The following is a 19,020-nucleotide window of genomic DNA, read 5'->3' as shown; positions in this document are numbered from 1 at the left end:
ACTTGACATGAAGAAATTGTATGAAGGCTTCGACCTCTGTCACCAGTCCACCAGTGTGTCGATGACGATCAATGGTCCGGCACCGATCATTCTTGCGATGTTTATGAATACAGCTATCCATCAGCAGGTTGAAAAGTTTATCGAGAAAAACGGGAGGCAGCCAAGCCGGGACGAGTTGGAACAAATTAAGGCATGGACCTTGCAAACGGTAAGAGGTACTGTGCAAGCGGATATCTTGAAAGAGGATCAAGGGCAAAATACGTGTATTTTCTCGACGGAGTTTGCACTTAAGATGATGGGGGACATACAACAGTACTTTATTGATCATAAGGTGCGCAATTACTATTCCGTAAGTATTAGTGGCTATCATATTGCCGAAGCGGGAGCTAACCCCATTTCCCAGTTAGCTTTTACTCTGGCGAATGGATTTACGTTTGTGGAGTATTACCTTAGCCGTTGTATGCACATCGATGATTTTGCTCCAAATCTTTCTTATTTCTTCAGTAACGGATTAGATCCGGAATATACGGTGATGGGCCGTGTCGCCCGTCGAATTTGGGCTACGGTCATCAAAAATAAATATGGCGGAAACGAACGCAGCCAAAAGCTGAAGTACCATATCCAAACCTCCGGTCGTTCCTTGCATGCACAAGAGATGGATTTCAATGACATCCGGACAACCTTGCAGGCCTTAATTGCGATCTATGACAATTGTAACTCCTTGCATACCAATGCTTATGATGAAGCGATCACGACACCGACGGAGAACTCCGTACGCCGGGCCATGGCGATCCAAATGATCATCAATAAAGAATTAGGCTTGGCGAAGAACGAAAATCCGCTTCAAGGGTCTTTTATCATTGATGAGTTAACCGATCTGGTGGAAGAAGCAGTATTGGCCGAATTCCAACGCATCCACGATCGTGGAGGGGTACTCGGAGCGATGGAAACACAATATCAGCGAGGGAAAATTCAAGAAGAATCCATGTATTACGAACATAAGAAGCACTCTGGGGAATTGCCGATTATTGGAGTCAATACGTTTATTAATCCGAATGCAGATGAAAATGCTTATGAGATCGAGTTGGCCCGTTCGACGGAAGAAGAAAAGCAAACCCAGATTCGAAATCTTCAAGATTTCTGGAAGAGAAACGAGGCGGAATGTCCAGCTGCCCTAGATCGTCTCAAGCAAGTTGCTCTTCAAAATGGAAATATCTTTGAAGAGTTGATTGAATGCGTGAAGGTGGCATCTCTTGGACAAATCACCACCGCTCTCTATGAAGTGGGCGGACAGTATAGACGGAATATGTAGGGTTTAGCCTGTTTGAATTACTTAATGAAGAAAACTGCTACCCTTGTCCACAATGGAGGAGATATAGGAGACAAGCCTTGTTTACGGAGAACGTGTTTCTAAGCTATCTCAATGGGTCAAGGCATATGGGACTCGTGATGAAGCCAACTCGATGATTGGGTTGGCTCTTTCTTTACTTCCTAAGGAAAAATAATGGACGTTTTGTAATCCCAACCAAGCTGTTTCGTGTAGGGTAGAATTGGCGAACGAGTTAGATGGAAAATTGTGATAAGGATGTTTGTTTCTTAGAAGAACAAATTGATCAGATAGAGGTTGTTTTACCGCCCTTGGTTAATTTTACCTTACCTAGAGGACACCCCGCAGGATCCCAAATTCACTTGTAAAGGACCATTCTATGCCGAGCAAAGAGAACCGCTGTAGAGATTCAAAAAGAGGATAACATTAACCTTAATGGTAAAGCTTGTTTCATTGGTGCCTACCCGTTAATTGGGGCAGTAGCAAAGAGTATCTACAATGTGCCAACTCAAAAATAATGAAAAAGAGATAAACCTTCTGAGTTAGGATCGTTAATCTTATGTTCATTAACGATAGCTATAATGCTATATCATAAATGCAATTATATGGCGTTTGTGATCATTTATTTAAAATATTTGATTACTATGGTGATTTATAGTGTGGCAATGATTAAGGTCCCATTAAGGTTCAGATAGATTTTATAATTGTTTTTATTATAAATATCTCTATTTAATCATTATAATTCAGAATATTTAGCCTTTTGGTATGGATATTGCATGTGTTAGTTAATGTAATAAAAGAAAGTAGAAAAAATATGTGGAAGATAACCAGTAATAGGAATTTACGAAAACAAAAATGCTGTATCGATAATAACGGAGGAAGTAGTCACTGCATGACACCGGAGTGCAATGATTGGGTTTCCAAGACAATCACAAATTGTAAGTTGGTTCTTTTTACCGCTGAGGAATTTGGAAACCATGATCTCTGCTGGACTGCTTATAAAAAGTTTAATGATTCTGTGAAGGAATTCCTGAAATAAACCATTTTCGTAATTATCGTAGATCTTTCATATACAACAGCCCGAATAGGTTCATAATCGGAAATTTCATAAAAGAGGATTAAATATAAATTTAATTTAATATAAGAGGAGATTGTTATTATGAATCAAAGAATTAGAGAAAAGCTTAAAAATGGTGAAACTACCTTTGGATTATGGGTCACGTTGGAAAGTCCATCTATTACAGAAATAGCAGTTGAATTAGGTCTTGATTGGATTTGCATTGATTTAGAACATGGATACCTTAGTTATAAGCAAGTTGCTGGACATCTTCAAGCGGCAAATGGATCAAACCTTAGTGTTTTTGTTAGAGTCCCAACCCACGCACTTGAATCTATTAAACGAGTATTAGACCTAGGAGCTCATGGAATCGTATTACCTTTTGTAAGATCTGCGAAGGATATTACTACGATTCAGCAATACGCTTATTATCCACCTAAAGGGCAAAGAGGTTTAGGAGGAGAGCGTAATGTTAAATGGGGATTAGGCCTTAGGGAGTATACAAGCACAGCAAATGACGATATCATGATCATTCCAGTAATTGAAACAAAGGATGCAGCAGAAGCTATTGATGATATTTTGGCACTAGAGGGTATTGAAACGATCCTTTTTGGACCAGGAGATTTATCCTCAAGCTACGGATATCTTGGGCAGTGGGAAGGACCAGGAATGGCAGAGTTAATTTTGGAGATGAAAGAAAAGGCTTTAAAACTTGGAATTGGAAGTGCCGTTATGGCGCGTAACACAGAGGATGCTAAATTGCGCCGTGATCAAGGATTTGCCATGGTTGGTCTAGGTTCAGATGCTGGTATGGTAGTTAGACATGTGGGAAAACTGCTTGCTGATCTTGAAGTAAAAGAAATCGATCATCGCTGGTTTTAATACATTCCCTTTTCTATACAAATTGCAAATCGGGACTGCGTTTTGCAATTAACCCAAGGGATGCCAAAGAATATGCGAAAGTTTCTATTTAAAAAATTGAGTAAACCTAAGGATTAAGAAACGATTGAACTTAGGAGGATTTTTGGTGCCATGAGTGGTTCTTACAAATAAACAGGGAGGACATGGAAGGAATATGAATTATGTGAATGGGAACACATGGCCAAAGAGTAAGCTGTTGTAATTCTCATTCTTCCAAGTAAGTTGATATTTAATAAGAAAGGCTTCAATCCCCTATTATTAAAATGATTGTGCTAAAGAAAAGTGTTCAGTATGCGTCAAAATTTAATGATGAAATTATAAAGTTGGAAAACATTTTATACGAGATTCATTATAGGCGAAGCCAACTAAGATTTTAATCTTTTTAAATACCTGATCTTATAAAAGATAGAAAGGAGGGATGTAATTCTAATTAATTTTGAGGTAGGACTGAAAAAGTATTGCTAATGTTTATAAAGAATTATAAAAGTCTGTCTTATTAAAAAAGGGGGAAATAAATGAAAAATCTGACATTTACAGGTTATTTAAACGGTGTATTCGCGATGGTTATGACGTTCTTGACGAGCGTTATCCTTGTTGCGCCTTCACCGATTATGACTACAATTGTTGAGAAATCACATTGGAATTTAGGACAGACTGGGTATTTATTATCTGCAATTTATGCGACAACAGTTATTTCTGTCTTTGTTGGAAGCGTATTTATTGAAAAAATTGGTGCCAAGTGGACTGCGGTCTTTTCATTGGCTATTGTAGCGATAGGCGGTGTCATGGCTTTCTTTTCAGGAGACAGCTTTGTACTGCACCTGATCGCAAGAGTTATCGTTGGTATTGGTTATGGATTATATTTTCCACTTCCTGGTGTTATCGTATCACAGTGGATTCCAAAGTCACAACAGCCTGCTTGGCTGGGTGCTCGTACTTCGATAAGCACTCTAGGAGTTTCTGCGGGTATGTACTTGACCCTACCTATTCTTGGCTTTATGCATACCTGGCAGGCTACTTTTGGCTTCTATGGTATTATAACGGCTGTGCTTTTCGTTATTTCTATATTCGTTCTCAGAGATCCTAAACGCAGCGAAAAAGCAAATGCTGCAGAACTGGCTGATACCAAAGTTGGCCAAATGGGTCTATCGCGGGTTGTAAAGAACAAAATCATCTTGAAGATGTGTGTACTTATAATTGGAGTGGGGATTACTACTATTGCATTTCAGGACTACTTACCTGCTTTTCTTGAGTTGGAACACGGTATGAGCAAAGAAGCCTCTTCCAAGTTGGCTGGCGTCAGCCCAATAGGATCCGCTTTATTCGGCTTTTTCTGCGGTTTAATCATGACAGCCCTTGGACGCAGGAAAATTATAGGTCTATCTTCACTAATTCTTATATTTTTCAGTGCGATGTTGGTAATATCCATAGACACCTATTTTGTTGTTCTAGTAGCCGCATTTCTATTTGGGGTAGGTTCCGTTGGTTATTATGTATACTATTCAATGATTCCGTTAGATGTTTCGAAATCCGATCCTTCCTTTGTTGGTGCAGCGTTTGCCATCATACTTGCATGTGGCTGGTTACCTGCTTTCTTCGTTCCTGCAGTTTTCCAGGCGTTGCTTAATCTCGGAATGTCAATGTCGATGGTAATGGTTATTTTTACCATACCAACACTCGGAAGTATATTCCTACAAATGTTTATTGAAGAGACAGGTCCTAAAGCTAAACAAAAGCAAGCTGAGGCTGTTATTCAAATGACAAACAAGGCAATTAAATAAACCTAAATATATGTTCAGTTTTTTAGATTTATGGAAAGTTAATTAATATTTATACTTTTACCTAAGGGGAAATTATTCTGCTTACTAACGCATCCCGTTTTATTCCTTGGTGCAATGTTTGTAGATGTGGCGATGGACGCACATGTAACCCTTTGTATAGCAAACCTGATATTCGGCTCAGTTATACACCTTCTGCAAAGTTTAATCCAGGCAGTATTCTCAGCATCGCTTCGCTTTAATTAGTTACCTCTTTTTCAAAAAGGGTCTATAAGCTGGCCGTTCCATGAGTTAGCGAAAGTAAAGATTTAGGATCTTTAAATTTCAGAAAGAAAATAGTGGAACTCCCTAAAAATATTCAGAAAATTAAAAATCCGCTTTGTAAAAATGAAAGCGGTAACACAAATTTGCATTTGCATGAAGCGTTTATGGGATAGCAAGTAATTGTTTGCGGAGGGCATCTTATTTCTGTAAAAAATCCCGTACCTATAACGGGACTATTCGTTCATTAATAAAGATCTTGTTCTTCCAAAGATCATTTTCAAATAGGAGGAAAGAGGATTAAAAAGCCAACGGGAAAACCATTCCGTCCTTGACCAAACGACTTGTACAATTTTCGGTTCATTCGTTAAAGGTGCTAATCTTATGAGAGTATTATTATCTGAAGAATTAATTTAAAAGCAAGCTCATAAAAAACCAAAATTGAAAAGAGGTAAAATACAATGAATGAAAAGATGAACACTGGTGTCCCTTACACACGTAATCCTCTGATGGAAGGATTTACTGAAAATTACTTTGAGACAAAGGACCATTTGAAGTTGCGTTACCTTCATAAGGGCAACGGAATGCCCTTCATCCTGGTCCACGGTTATAGCGATGATGCTGACTGTTGGTCTCTTAATGCACCTGCCTTTGCAGAAGAATATTCTGTCTATGCTCTTGATCTACGAGGGCATGGCTATTCTGATTCAAATCACGGTGCTCGCGTCTCCCGTCTAGCAGCAGACCTCAATGAATTTATAGAAGCTCTGAATGTACCAAAGGTAAACCTGCTGGGCTGGTCTATGGGTTGCAGCGTCCTCTGGAGTTATATTGACCTGTTTGGGCAAGACAAGATTAATAAGATTATCTTTGATGATGAGCCCCCCATGCTCGTGGCAAACCCAAGATTTACCCGTGAAGAAGTTATGCTTACCGGCAGCAATTGCATGGATTTCTGGCATCTGTGCAATGTAGTATATGATCATGGCTGTGTATGGAACTCGGTTGAGGGTCAAAGTCCTTTCTTCGATGCGTTCACGACTTGTTTCCATCGCGGCATCCTGACATACACAGATGAAGAAGTCGCCGCTATGCCAGATAACGTCCATGCTAAGCTTGCACAGCGTCCGCAGCCCCCTGTAACCGATAGTAAATTCCTGGCCAATCTGCTGAAGGATCACCTGATGCTTGACTGGAGAGACCTGATCCCAACCATCAGTGTGCCTGCCATGTATATGACCGGTGATGTGAGCCACGCCGTGACTCTTGAGTGCGGCAAATGGATGAGCGAAACCATGCAGAACTGCAAATGGGTCCGCTTCTCTGCAGAAGAGTTCGGTAACCATGATTTCAATTGGACTGCCTATAAGAAGTTTAATCGCGTTGTATTGGAATTCCTAGAGGAGTAATCCTGGAGAAGCATGGAATCCTGAAAAATATTGTATCAGCTTGAGAGTTAGGATGGAAATAGGGCCTGCAATTCTTTTCCTGATACAGAGCTAAGCCAAAAATTTTATTCGCAATCATTTTCTTGAGAATAGTTCAACCTTAAATTTATTTCTTTAACTAACCACATAAATGGAGACAGGCATGGAATTAATAAATGTATCATTCGTTGGAAAGACAGGTATTATCAATGGGGTTTAGACCAGCTTGAGTAAGTTATTTTAATGAGAGTAAATAGATGATTCAAGTAATCCCTTGTCCAATCTGCCTGGGTGAATACCAAAGGCTATTATTAATAAATGAGCCATTCCTGCATGTTAGCGGCAAGTTATATTTGGAATTTCTCTCGGATCTTTACCATGATACTGCGGTATTCTTATGAAAATACCATGTGGGGGTTAGGATTTGTATTCAGTTTTCTAAATTAGAAATAGAGGAGAAGGGGAATGAAAACATATTTACAATTAGGTGTGGTCTATTTAACTTCGTTTACTGCATGGTTTTTTGTTGTTCCTTTGGTTGTCTATGGGTATATAACTATCAGCTTCCCCGGGCAGAGCTCTCTCACAATTCTCATGATGACACTGCCATCTTTATTCGCTATGGTCGGTGGATTTGCTGCGATACCATTAACGCGCATTATGAGTAAGAAATCTATTGTGATTGTTGCACTTTGCCTAAGTCTATGCGGCGGTCTGATTATCCGTTTCATGGGAACAAGCAGTCTGACAATTGCGTTGATTGGGGCAGCAATCACTGGAATTTCGGCAGGATTGCTACCCTCGGTGAATAATGTAGTTTTGCCAAACATCGCACCCGAGAAACTTCGCGAGAAAGTAATTGGAGTTAATTATGCCATGCTTACTTTGGGGATGGTTATTGTTACTGCCTTATCAGGCTTCCTTGCAGCTGATGGAGACTGGGTGAGGGCGTACAATGTATTCTATATAATTATTCCAATTATTACTATTGTAATATTCTTCTATCCAAGGGTAAATGATAATACAACCCAGGATATTGCATTGACAACAAATACGGAACCTAAAGAGGGAAGCGATTCATCCCTAATAACCGTATTATCTTCAGTTCCCAAATTTGTTATTGCCCTTTTAATTGTTCGGTTTATCGCAGGATTTTTCTATATGGGAATTCCCTTAAATGCCTCTGAGTATTTCATTAATGAACGGGATATTAACTCAAGTCTGGTTGGAATGGGCGCTTCCATAGCAAATTTCTTTGCCATCTTTGGAACTGCATTTGTTTTTATATGGCTTAGGAAGTTAAAAAGATTCAGTCTGATGATGGCGTTAGTACTATGTTCAATTGCAGGTATAGCCAGTTTAACTCTCCCAAGTGTGTACGCCAATATGTTTGGATGGATTTTGGCGGGAATGGGTACTCTGATATTCTCCTCGGCGGTAAATACGCTTGTAGTTTTAGGATTCAAGGGTAAAATGGCTGAAACTATCAGCTCTTTATGCATTGTAGCCATGTTCGCCGGTGAATTTCTTGCAGGATATGTTTCTCCACTACTATCCAATTTGATATTTGGAGGCGTTTCTGCTTCGGCAAATATACAGGTAACCACTGTTGGTTGTATAGTTATCGGTATTTCCTCTGTACCGTTTTGTAAAATTGCATATAAGCACCTATATGCTTCGGAAAAAAAAGAGAGTTTCGTGGATAAAGAGTTCAATATGTAATTAAATAACCGTGTGACTGCAAGATCGATGTCACCAAGTACGCCATCAGAAGGTGGACCGATCAGCGTCTGTTGATCATGAAATGGATTGAGCAGTACTTAATTGAGTACCGAGTGAACTTTTCCAGAACAATCTTGTTTCCCTTTTGTTATGGGCGAGAATTGCTTGAGTTCTGAGTTCGCGTGGCCATTGGCGGATGCTGTAATGACGGGGCGGTACTATATTGTAAGGGAGTGTATCCCCCTAATTGAAAGGGTTTTTGTTTTACCCCTGAGGAATTTGGAACCTTTGATCTATGTTGAACTTCTGATAAGATATTTAATTGTATGGTATCGCCGGAATAAACCACTTTTTTTCATCAATTTGTATACGTAAGAAAAACGTAATGAAGAAAATATGTGCGAATTTAAAGGCTGCACCAATCAAATGTACCCTGTGGAGTAGATACTAAAAATGTCTCCTATTGGGTACTTTTTTCTTATAACCCTTATGTTAAATCAGGTAGTTAAAAGAGGATAACCTAAAAAAGAATCTTTTCATTAAAGAAGGTGAAGGGGAAATCCCAAACAATAATTATCAAAAAATAAAATTATGATTCTTTCTTAATTCGACTAACTTAGTTAATTATAAAAAACCTTGTATACATTGATGTTGAAGGAGTGGTGAACAATGAAAACGAGAGAGGAAGCTATTGATTACTGTTTGAAATTGGAAGACACGTATGAAGATTATCCATTTAGTGATAAGAATTGGACATTGATACGACATAAAGAAAATAGGAAGGTCTTTGCTTGGATTTTCGAAAGATACGGACATATTTGGATTAATGTGAAGTGTGAAAATGGTTGGCTGGACTTCTATCGTCAGAAATACCATTCTGTAGTTCCAGCATTCCACCTTAATAAAGAGCACTGGAATTCTATTATTCTTGATGGCACAGTTCCTAAGGAAGAATTATGTAATATGATAAGACAAAGCTTTAACTTAACGAAAGCAAAAAGGTAATTTTCAACCAGTCTGTAGTTTATTAGCATTCTCATCATAAGATTTCATAAGAAAGAATAAATAATTGCGGGAAGATGGACTATGGGTGAGCTATACTAGTCTCAACTTTATACTGAAAAAATAAAAACCGACGATTTCTTCGACAAATGATCGTCGGTTCTTTCTAGTATATAAAATGGAACTTTGTTTTATAGGCCATACTTTTTTTTCTTTCGGAAAAAAGTCGTTAAATCCATCCCTAGTATATCTGCACATTTTTTTAAGGGTCTATAATTCGCTATATAATAAGATAGAACCTTTTTCTCATGTTCTTCAACTATTTCTTTAAAAGTCAAACCAGAGTTGTTCTGAAAATCATTATTTTTTCCTGCCCTAATTACATCCTGCCTTATCGATTGTATATATGATGGAAGATATGATTCATCTATTTCTTCATTATCTGAGATGATGACAAGCCTTTCCACTAGATTTTTCAATTCACGAATATTTCCTGGCCAGTGATATTCTAATAACATATTCATTAAGATCGGTGAGAATGTTTTCTTCATATTATGTTTATGATTAAAATAATGAAGAAAATGCTTTAAGAGGGCGAATACATCCTCCGTCCGTTCGCGAAGGGAAGGGATATTCAGGGATAATACATTTAATCTAAAAAAAAGATCTTCCCGGAAACGTTTTTCTTTAATCATTTCTTCTAAATTAGCATTGGTGGCAGCGATCACTCTAACATTGATTGGAATCGATTTCGTACCTCCTAATCTTTGGATTTTCATATCCTGAAGAACCCCTAATAATTTGACTTGCAAAGAATATGGCATATCCCCAATTTCATCTAAAAATATAGTACCGTTATTTGCCACTTGAAAAAGCCCGGCTTTTCCTTGCCGATTAGCGCCAGTAAACGCACCAGCTTCATATCCAAATAATTCAGATTCCAAAAGATGTTCGGGAATAGAACCGCAATTTACTTTGACAAATGGCCCTTTTTCATTACGGTCACTAACACTATGTATATAATTAGCAAGCACATCTTTACCAACCCCAGATTCACCGAGAATAAGGACAGGAGTATCAACAACAGAAAACTTGTTAGCAAGTGAAATGACCTTTTCCATTAAAGGACTTCGAAAGATAATCTGTTTTTCATTAATGGTAGATAACTGAAATTCTTGTAATGTTTGTCGATAGCTATTAGTCAAGGCGGTTGTATCGTCTAAATCACGTTTTAATTTATTCAGTTCCGTGATATCTCTAACATTGCTTATAACAAAAAGTAAGTTTTTTTCGTTATCAAAAACCGGAGTGGAAGTTACTAAAGCTTCAACACCTGTAGGATATTTACTAATGCTATTAACGGTCTTTTTTTGCCTAATAGCGCCTATTGCTACAGCTTTTTCTAGTAAACCTTTTTCGACTAGCTCATACATCGTATAACCATTTAATTGATATGATGTTAACCCGGATATGCGCAAGAATGATTTATTATGCCAGTGGATATTACCTTCAGGATCAGTAACAGTAATGCCATCATATAAATTATTTATTAGATTACGAAGTAATAATTCTGATTCAAAGGGATTTTGAACGATTTCTTCTTTTCTCATGTTTTGTCTCCTCTGCTTATCTCTTTTACTTAGTAATTAAAAGCATTGCAATAATGATATTTATATATCAAATTGGCCATTGTAAATATGTAATATTTTCATTTAATTATAACAGTTATGAATATTCTTTCAATAGAGATCGATTAAAAGTGTGTTCCTATGATGATTTTCCTTAGAAAATCATCTAGAAAGTTTAGAGGCAATAAAAATGTTGAACCATAGATGGAATGAGCCTATATATTTTGAGGTTGAATGATATATATATATTTTAATTTCATTAATCATAGCAATTTTGCAATAGCATAAATACAAATTATAGCGTTTGTGAAAGTATTTCTATACTATGTGATAACTTGCGTGGTTAATAGTATGGCCATTGCTTTTAGGCTTAGGTTCCCTATAGACTTGACACTTATTTATACATATTTATGATTCAGCCCTTTGGCATGGATATTGCATGTGTTATTTAAAGTAATAAATGAAAGGAGAAAACAGATGCAAAGATAAACCGTAATCATAATGAAGTAACCAACTGCGATTTTAACAGGTGGTGTCCGTGGTAACCGGCCAAGTCCTAAAAGTTTTCGTCGGGCTCGCTGGATAATTCATTATGATAACTCGTACCTTCAAGAAATTTTTGCAACGGAACAAATTAATTATTAGTTTGTTCTACATAGCTTACTTGGAAGCAAGGACGTAGCCAAATAACATTAATGTAGAGGGAAATTATGATTTCTTAGCGATTATAAAGAGATTTTAAAAATCGAAGGGAAGGGGTTTAATTATGAGAAAAAGCAAAGTTTGGCTTTCATTAATTGTAAGCGTTATCTTTTCGTTGTTATTAACTGCTTGCGGTAGTGGAGGTTCTAGCTCCGCGGGTGGGAAGGAAAAAGAAATGAAATTGAGAATGTCAGTAACGGTAGGTGATACTTCGACTATGTATAAAGCTGCAGAGAAATTTGCAAAAGAAGTAAAAGAAAAAACGGATGGAAGAATTATCATCGATATATTCCCTAACGAACAATTATCAAACGGTGACTCTGGTAAAGCAGTAGAATCACTTGCAAAAGGTACCATTGATTTAACTTATAACTCTTTGATTATTTATTCGATTCTTAACGATAAACTTGGTGTTATAAATGCTCCATTCCTTTTTAAAGATTTAGAAGAAGTGGATTCAAAACTTGGTGGCGAAGGGGGAGAAATGGTTAAGGATATCCTTCGTGATTTTGGTGTAGAGCCTCTAGGCTTCGGACAGAATGGTTTCCGTCAAGTAACGAACAGTGTTAAAGAGATCAAAACTTTAGAGGATATTGAAGGATTAAAAATGCGTATTCCAGGTATCACAATGTTTACTGACCTTTGGAAAACCTTTGGTGCAAACCCAACAACAATGAGCTTTTCAGAAGTTTTTACTTCCCTGCAGCAAGGAACGATTGATGGACAGGAAAACGCTATTGATATTATATATTCCTCTAAATTAAACGAAGTACAACCGTACATGACAATGTGGAATTACGCTTATGATCCACTTATTCTTGGTATGAATAAGAAGTTATTTGATTCTTTAAGTGATGCAGATATTGAAATTATTCAAACAGCAGCTGATAATGCAAACAAATTCCAAATTGAAGAAGCTAGAAAACTTGAAGCAGAGCAAATCAAGAGTCTAGAAGAAGCAGGAATGCAAATCTATTATCCAACAGATAAAGAATTAGAGGCATTTAAAGAAGCAGCTCAGCCAATCTATGATCAGTACAAAGAAGTTTGGGGAGCAGAACTATTTAATGCCTTTCAGTAATAAAGAAAACTCCATCAGTGGGGATGTCCTTCATCCCCCACTAGAGGTTTGTGTGGACCTTCTAAGGGGTTAATACCCAAAGGAAATTTCTCAAACGGGCTTTTATGGGGGAACCCACTGCCTTTTCTACTTTATAAACTCAGTCTGGATCGGGGGTCTTACTACCTGTTAACCTGGCGTAATTTCTTTTCGAAGGAAGTGTGATACATGTCTAATTTGCTATCAAGAATTGAAAATAGCCTATTAATTTTCAGTGTTTCTATTATGTGTCTAATAGCTTTTACTAATGTTTTATCACGATATTTTCTTAAAACTTCATTGGCGTTTACAGAGGAAGTTACGATTAACCTTTTTGTTTTGATGACGTTTGTTGGAACTTCAGTCGGAGTGAGGACTAGTGCTCACCTCGGCTTCACCCTTATTTTTGATAAGGCAAAATTGCCAGTGAAAAAGTTATTATCAATTCTTATAGGTGCTATCGTCGTTATATGTTTTATTCTATTTGCTTATTACGGTTTTAAGATGGTGCAATTTCAAATGATGATTAATCAGACGACTCCATCTTTGGGATGGCAACAATGGATATTTACATTGAGTTTCCCGATTGGTTGTGGTTTATGTGTAATTCGAGCGATTGAATCGACGGTTATTGAATTCAAAAATTTACTACAAGAAAGCGAATGATGTAGATGGCTAGTATACTTCTTTTTGGTGTTTTCGTACTGCTATTACTGATTAGAGTACCTATTGCCATTGCACTTGCAGCTGCGTCTATTGTGACATTGTTTTCTACAATGGGGATGTCATCTCTTGAAGTAGTATCAGATATCATGTATACGAGTGTGGCTAAGTTTACTATGCTTGCGATTCCGTTTTTTATCATTGCCGGCGTTATTATGGATTATGCCGGAATATCAAAGCGTTTGATTCACTTTGCTGATGTCATGGTAGGACACAGGAGAAGCGGGATAATCCTTGTAACTGTTATTACAGCGATTTTTTTCGCTGCAATTTCCGGTTCAGGTCCTGCAACAGTTGCTGCAATAGGTGGTATCTTAATTCCTGCATTGGTCAAAAATGGTATGAAAAAGGAATCCGCTGCTGCCCTACTTGCAAGCTCGGGATCCATTGGGGTTATTATTCCTCCAAGTATTGCGTTGATTGTATTTGCAGTGGTCGCAGGTGATCAAATACCTGTGTCCATCGGGCGTTTGTTCATTGCTGGTATCATACCGGGGCTTCTTTTGGGAGTCGCTTTTATTCTTGCCGCGATGTATGTCAAACGTAAAGATATTAAAAATTATATGCTTAAAGTAAATGAAGACAATGCATTCTATGAAATATCAGCAGCCAGAGAAAAGTCTACAAATAAAGAACGCCTTAAGGCTTTTTATGACGCGATATGGGGACTGCTCATCCCGGTTATTATTTTAGGCGGGATATATGGTGGTATTTTTACTCCAACAGAGTCAGCTGTAGTTGCCGTGTTTTATGGATTGTTTGTAGGAATATTTATTTATAAAGAATTAAATGTAGCGCAAATTAAAAAGATCTTGATTGATTGTTCCGTTCAGACAGCTGTTGTCATGTTCATAGTAAGCGCCGCATCAATATTTGCGTACTTAATTACCACAGAACAAATTGCCAAGCAAATCTCTGATGGATTACTAGGAATAACGGACAATAAAATTATTATTCTATTATTAGTCAATATAATCTTACTAATTGCCGGAGCTTTTATGGATGCAATTTCTGCATATTACATTTTTGTTCCGATTATCCTTCCAATCATGCTATTCCTTAACGTAGATCCGACTGTATTTGGAATATTCATGACAGTGAACCTAGCAATTGGTTTATTTACACCGCCAGTTGGTGTAAATCTATATGTTGCTTGCGGTCAAGCGGGAGTATCACTTGCTCAGATTTCAAGGGCTATCTTACCATTTGTTATAGCATCGATCATTGTTTTAATATTGATTACTTATGTACCTAGCATTACCACATTCTTACCAGATTTACTAGGTGTGAAATAAGGAGGATTATCATATGAGAGTTGAAAATCATGTAGCTATTATAACTGGAGCATCTAGAGGAATAGGTGCAGCCTGTGCAAAAACACTAGCAAGAGAAGGAGCACATGTTGTGTTGGTAGATCTTCTGCCAAGTGAGGAAACGATAAAAGAAATTACTGAAATTAATCCTAATGCCAAAACACTTTCTTTTGAGGTTGACATAAAGGATAAAGAGGTCATTCAAAGTCTAGTTAAAGATACCTATCAAGCTTTTGGCAGAATTGATATTCTTGTAAATAATGCTGGAACGGCCAGTAGAATGGATCTGGAAGAGATGACAGAGGAAGTTTGGGATCGTGATATCGATACTAACCTCAAGGGAACTTTTTACCTTACACAAGCTGTCATTTATCCATATATGAAGGAGCAGCAATATGGAAGAATTGTAAATATCAGCTCAATCTCTGGCATCATGGGAGGTGCCGTTTCAGGATTTGAACCTGGAAGCACAAAGGGACGTTCAGGCCCTGCATATGCAGCCTCAAAGGGTGGCGTTATTGCTTTTACCAAATGGATAGCAAAAGAAGTGGGACATTTAGGTATTGTATGTAATAGTGTTGCGCCTGGTGCAGTGGAATCTGCGCTTACAAAAGGTCTGGCTTATAATCTCGATACACAGGTAATAAAAAGAATGGGGACTCCAGAGGATATTGCAGAAGCAGTACTATACTTTGCTTCAAAGGAAGCAAGCTATACAACAGGACAAGTTTTAAAAGTATGTGGAGGGGCTGCTATTGGCTAAAGTTCTGGAAAGGGAGATTTCGATGAGCCATTTTTCTCGATTATGCCTCTCCAGACCACTCTTTTTATTTTGCAAAACTCCATTGTTTTTAATTAGAAGATAATCTATACAATATCCATTGTTAATTTTATTGCGAGGGCGTCTCCCGTATATCTGTTAGCGCTGATATATGGAAGACGTCTTTCCCTTTCTCTATAATAATAATTATCTAAATATTGCGAATGTTTTACAGGTGTTTTAAACGTCTAATTCTGCACAGGCAATACCCGTCAACTTACGGTCATTTGAAATAGCAATAATTTCAGGAGGAAAAAGTAGATATAGATAATATAGATTTAAAAAAAGTGATCGTCTCAATTAAAAGTAAAAAAAACCGGAGTGGATATTCCTGGAAATTGTTTTAATTAACATGGTGGAGAGTTTCCTATTAATACAAACATAGATTGTAATAATGTACTAGCAAAAAAAGCATTTTTTATCGCAGTTTTGCAAGTGTATTAACTATATATACACACAAATCAAATTTAAATAAAACAAATAAGGGACTTTGAAAACTATTTAACCATATACATTTGGCACGGGACTTGCATAATAAATTATTGTAGTTGTTGTGAAGGATTATGAGTTTAACTGGGGAGTCGAATGGCAGACCACTTCGAGATGGAGCCCCTATAGTTCATGTAACTGATATGCTTTTTGAAGCACTTGCAATCTCGTCGGCATTATTTGAGAGATAGCAGAAATATTATTAAGACAGCGAGTATATAATGCAGTAGCTACCAAAACAATGGCGCAGATCCGAATAATGAACATCATACCGGGACAACAATGCCAGGTACTGTCATTAAGGTCCTAGTTGAAAAAGGCGAGAAAGTGGAAATAGGAGATCACCTAATAATCAGCAATGAAGATGGAAACGACTGTTAAAGCTTCATTGTCACTATAAAAGAATTATATCTATCGAGCGGAGAAGCGATTCTACTGAGGATTTATCGATTGAAATTATACAAAATAAGATAAAGGGGTTTAATAAATGTTTAAGCATAAGATAAAAATGGATCAATTGATATTAGAGAATATTAAAGAGATAAATAAAAATAAGGATGTACTCGATCAAATTGAAAAGAAAATTGAACAAAGGCATACAAAAGAAGCATTTAAATTAGGGGGTAAAGAAAATAAGTCCTGTTTTTAATTTTTGCTATATCTTTGTTTAATGGTCTAACTCTAAATCAACAATACATCAACAGTGCAATGAATGATGACGGAGTTCAAGGTGCTATCACAAGAAATTAAAATTAGAAGAAATAGAAACTCTCAATAAAAATGGAAACTATGATGAAAGTAAATTATTGAGTTTGATAAAGCTGCTCTCAACAATGTGGGCAGCATTCCTGTGATAATAGAAATGGCAAATGACAAGTTTTGTGAAGGAATGTACTTAAACAAACGGTACTTTTATTTAAGAAGGGAACTAAAGTATTTCTGGTTAGAAAAAGGAATGTCTTCAAAATTGAAACATTCCTTCTGATTTTCTAGAGTCCGACTTACTTTCATTATGACATTATGCCAGGTATGTGTGCCTTATAGAGTTAGTTGTCATGAAAAAAGAGGATATAAATTGACCGGAACGCATAATAACAATCCCAAAAGGGAAACGTAAAAAAAAGCCAAATTATGCTATATCAATGGGTGTAAAATAATGGAATAAATGTTCGTATAATACCTATTTTACGAGTTGTCTACCGTGGGAAACGAACGTTTAGTATAAAGTTGTATAGTTCACTATCGAGTTGTATAGGTCACAACTGAGTTGTCTAAAGAAAAAGAGGGAAGGCAGATTTATATTTTGATAATTTCATTTGTGCGTAAAATACTTATTTTCAGCAATAATGAATAGACGTCGAGAATGTATGTTTGGTATAATTACCCTATACATAAAACTTATTCCTTATTTCTGAGGAGGTATTTTTTGGCTGGGATCCTGAAAATCAAGAATCGCAAAAACCATTCTGTTGAAAACCTTAGCTACTACACAATGCAGCAATTAGATGAACGCTCAAGGAAAGAAAAAATGCAAGAAATTTATGAACAATATCATCATAGACAGTTAGAATTATATTGTCTCTGTCAGTCAGCTGCTCCAATTAATATGAGTATTAGTTACATATCGGATTCAGACACTTATTATTTAAAAAGCTTTCCAAAACAAGCTAGTAAGCATCATACTGATTGTCATTTCCATAATGAGAACTCTTTATCATCATCTGAAACCATTTACAAAAAGAACTGTGAAGAAGATGAAGAGGGCAATTATCACATTACCTTAGATACCCATGATTATAAAATCATTAAACGAGCAAAAAAAACAAAAGATTCTTCCGCTCCCTCACCTGTTACAGGCGGAGATACTGGGCAAAGTACAAATAAATTAAGTATCCAAAATCTTATTAAGTTGATCGTGACAAAGGCCTGGAATGATTATATATTTTTTAATGGTCAAAAAGAGTACCCTTCTCTTAACCATGTATTTAGACAAATTTATTCGAAAACAACTCGGCATTACTTTGTCACTAAAGAACTCCACTTACAAAGTTTGCTTTATAAAGGCGGGAAACCAGGTCAAGTTTATATGATTGAGCAAAAGGTGAACCGTATAGCTCAACCATTCGCTCTATTTATGTTAGATAATTATGAAAAGGTGGATGAATGCAGTTACTTAATAAACGTAATTAATCCTCTTAATCTAGCTAATGCTAAATTAGTGGTTAGCAAGAAACTGTTGGAATTTGCTCAAAGCTGTATAAATGTATCAAGCGGGCCTTACATAGTTGGCGGCTTCATAAAAAGTACTGGTTTTGGAAAACTGCCTGAATTCATAAGTTTAGGAATACTCCCGATCAATAACTGTGGAGTGCCGGTAGAAAGTTCATATGAGCGGGAATTGTATGATCTACTGTGTAAGGAAAAAAGAATTGTTCAAAGGCCCATAGATACTCAATATCACCCTAAATTAAACGGACTTATACCAGATGGAATCCTTTTGGACACAGAAAAGCCAACAATTCTTGAAGTGTTTGGAATCTCAGAAAGAAATACGGAGTATCACATTCATAGGAGATACAAGATAGAACTATTTAGTGGATTATTTCCGGATTATCATTTTTGGTATTGGGATGCTTATAATCAGTCTGAAAAGCCTCCCCTGCCCACTGTTGGGTTCTAATAATCGATTATATTATATATTCGTAAAAATTGAATTTTACGCATAAATTAGACAAATTTCGACAAGGAGTG

At 36.9% G+C, this 19,020-nt stretch carries 13 protein-coding genes and 2 pseudogenes; 14 read left to right on the top strand and 1 reads right to left on the bottom strand.

What is annotated here, in order from left to right; genetic code table 11:
* Nucleotides 1-4: 4 nt before the first annotated feature.
* The 8 genes and pseudogenes from NSQ49_RS26210 to NSQ49_RS26185 all read left to right on the top strand — a co-directional run.
* Nucleotides 5-1,312 (top strand): annotated as a pseudogene (locus tag NSQ49_RS26210) (methylmalonyl-CoA mutase family protein); the annotation flags it as partial.
* A gap of 79 nt (nucleotides 1,313-1,391) precedes the next feature.
* A pseudogene (locus tag NSQ49_RS26790) lies at nucleotides 1,392-1,505 on the top strand (cob(I)yrinic acid a,c-diamide adenosyltransferase); the annotation flags it as partial.
* A 61-nt stretch (nucleotides 1,506-1,566) separates the two neighbouring features.
* On the top strand, nucleotides 1,567-1,695 hold the full coding sequence (locus NSQ49_RS26785) for an ATP:cob(I)alamin adenosyltransferase (RefSeq protein ID WP_159866890.1): 129 nt from the start codon (nucleotides 1,567-1,569) through the stop codon (nucleotides 1,693-1,695).
* Between the two features lie 791 nt (nucleotides 1,696-2,486).
* On the top strand, nucleotides 2,487-3,266 hold the full coding sequence (locus NSQ49_RS26205) for an HpcH/HpaI aldolase family protein (protein WP_159866893.1): 780 nt from the start codon (nucleotides 2,487-2,489) through the stop codon (nucleotides 3,264-3,266).
* Nucleotides 3,267-3,820: 554 nt separating this feature from the next.
* Nucleotides 3,821-5,086 (top strand): MFS transporter, encoded by a 1,266-nt coding sequence (locus tag NSQ49_RS26200; RefSeq protein ID WP_159866896.1) that lies wholly within the window; start codon nucleotides 3,821-3,823, stop codon nucleotides 5,084-5,086.
* A gap of 719 nt (nucleotides 5,087-5,805) precedes the next feature.
* On the top strand, nucleotides 5,806-6,753 hold the full coding sequence (locus NSQ49_RS26195; RefSeq protein ID WP_159866899.1) for an alpha/beta fold hydrolase: 948 nt from the start codon (nucleotides 5,806-5,808) through the stop codon (nucleotides 6,751-6,753).
* 483 nt (nucleotides 6,754-7,236) lie between these two features.
* A complete protein-coding gene (locus tag NSQ49_RS26190) occupies nucleotides 7,237-8,493 on the top strand; it encodes an MFS transporter (RefSeq protein WP_159866902.1) in 1,257 nt (418 codons plus the stop codon).
* Nucleotides 8,494-9,162: 669 nt separating this feature from the next.
* The gene (locus NSQ49_RS26185; protein ID WP_159866905.1) at nucleotides 9,163-9,498 is read left to right on the top strand and encodes an MmcQ/YjbR family DNA-binding protein; all 336 of its coding nucleotides are present in this window, start codon (nucleotides 9,163-9,165) and stop codon (nucleotides 9,496-9,498) included.
* 188 nt (nucleotides 9,499-9,686) lie between these two features.
* On the opposite strand, the gene NSQ49_RS26180 is transcribed toward NSQ49_RS26185, so the two are convergent.
* Complete coding sequence (locus NSQ49_RS26180) at nucleotides 9,687-11,105, bottom strand: sigma-54 interaction domain-containing protein (RefSeq protein WP_159866908.1); 1,419 nt, start codon at nucleotides 11,103-11,105, stop codon at nucleotides 9,687-9,689.
* Nucleotides 11,106-11,889: 784 nt separating this feature from the next.
* On the opposite strand from NSQ49_RS26180, the gene NSQ49_RS26175 reads away from it, so the two are divergent.
* The 6 genes from NSQ49_RS26175 (at nucleotide 11,890) to NSQ49_RS26145 (ending at nucleotide 18,949) form a co-directional block, all read left to right on the top strand.
* Complete coding sequence (locus tag NSQ49_RS26175; protein ID WP_159866911.1) at nucleotides 11,890-12,906, top strand: DctP family TRAP transporter solute-binding subunit; 1,017 nt, start codon at nucleotides 11,890-11,892, stop codon at nucleotides 12,904-12,906.
* A 207-nt stretch (nucleotides 12,907-13,113) separates the two neighbouring features.
* Nucleotides 13,114-13,590, top strand: a complete 477-nt coding sequence (locus NSQ49_RS26170; RefSeq protein ID WP_159866914.1) for a TRAP transporter small permease — start codon at nucleotides 13,114-13,116, stop codon at nucleotides 13,588-13,590.
* Nucleotides 13,591-13,595: 5 nt separating this feature from the next.
* Nucleotides 13,596-14,942, top strand: coding sequence for a TRAP transporter large permease (locus tag NSQ49_RS26165; RefSeq protein ID WP_159866917.1), 1,347 nt, complete (start codon nucleotides 13,596-13,598; stop codon nucleotides 14,940-14,942).
* 13 nt (nucleotides 14,943-14,955) lie between these two features.
* Nucleotides 14,956-15,723: an SDR family NAD(P)-dependent oxidoreductase gene (locus tag NSQ49_RS26160; protein ID WP_159866920.1), complete on the top strand. Its 768-nt coding sequence runs from the start codon at nucleotides 14,956-14,958 to the stop codon at nucleotides 15,721-15,723.
* Between the two features lie 1,033 nt (nucleotides 15,724-16,756).
* On the top strand, nucleotides 16,757-16,918 hold the full coding sequence (locus NSQ49_RS26150; RefSeq protein ID WP_159866923.1) for an FbpB family small basic protein: 162 nt from the start codon (nucleotides 16,757-16,759) through the stop codon (nucleotides 16,916-16,918).
* Between the two features lie 777 nt (nucleotides 16,919-17,695).
* The gene (locus tag NSQ49_RS26145; RefSeq protein WP_159866925.1) at nucleotides 17,696-18,949 is read left to right on the top strand and encodes a DUF1173 family protein; all 1,254 of its coding nucleotides are present in this window, start codon (nucleotides 17,696-17,698) and stop codon (nucleotides 18,947-18,949) included.
* The last annotated feature ends 71 nt before the right edge of the window (nucleotides 18,950-19,020 follow it).

This window comes from Cytobacillus sp. FSL R5-0377 (assembly GCF_038004385.1).
GTDB lineage: Bacteria > Bacillota > Bacilli > Bacillales > Cytobacillaceae > Cytobacillus.
This window is presented reverse-complemented; position numbering and strand designations above follow the sequence as displayed.

Bases quoted from the DNA above. Each gene is read 5' to 3' on its own strand.
- NSQ49_RS26785 (WP_159866890.1), top strand. From the start codon at position 1,567: ATGGAAAATTGTGATAAGGATGTTTGTTTCTTAGAAGAACAAATTGAT.
- NSQ49_RS26205 (WP_159866893.1), top strand. From the start codon at position 2,487: ATGAATCAAAGAATTAGAGAAAAGCTTAAAAATGGTGAAACTACCTTT.
- NSQ49_RS26200 (WP_159866896.1), top strand. From the start codon at position 3,821: ATGAAAAATCTGACATTTACAGGTTATTTAAACGGTGTATTCGCGATG.
- NSQ49_RS26195 (WP_159866899.1), top strand. From the start codon at position 5,806: ATGAATGAAAAGATGAACACTGGTGTCCCTTACACACGTAATCCTCTG.
- NSQ49_RS26190 (WP_159866902.1), top strand. From the start codon at position 7,237: ATGAAAACATATTTACAATTAGGTGTGGTCTATTTAACTTCGTTTACT.
- NSQ49_RS26185 (WP_159866905.1), top strand. From the start codon at position 9,163: ATGAAAACGAGAGAGGAAGCTATTGATTACTGTTTGAAATTGGAAGAC.
- NSQ49_RS26180 (WP_159866908.1), bottom strand. From the start codon at position 11,105: ATGAGAAAAGAAGAAATCGTTCAAAATCCCTTTGAATCAGAATTATTA.
- NSQ49_RS26175 (WP_159866911.1), top strand. From the start codon at position 11,890: ATGAGAAAAAGCAAAGTTTGGCTTTCATTAATTGTAAGCGTTATCTTT.
- NSQ49_RS26170 (WP_159866914.1), top strand. From the start codon at position 13,114: ATGTCTAATTTGCTATCAAGAATTGAAAATAGCCTATTAATTTTCAGT.
- NSQ49_RS26165 (WP_159866917.1), top strand. From the start codon at position 13,596: ATGGCTAGTATACTTCTTTTTGGTGTTTTCGTACTGCTATTACTGATT.
- NSQ49_RS26160 (WP_159866920.1), top strand. From the start codon at position 14,956: ATGAGAGTTGAAAATCATGTAGCTATTATAACTGGAGCATCTAGAGGA.
- NSQ49_RS26150 (WP_159866923.1), top strand. From the start codon at position 16,757: ATGTTTAAGCATAAGATAAAAATGGATCAATTGATATTAGAGAATATT.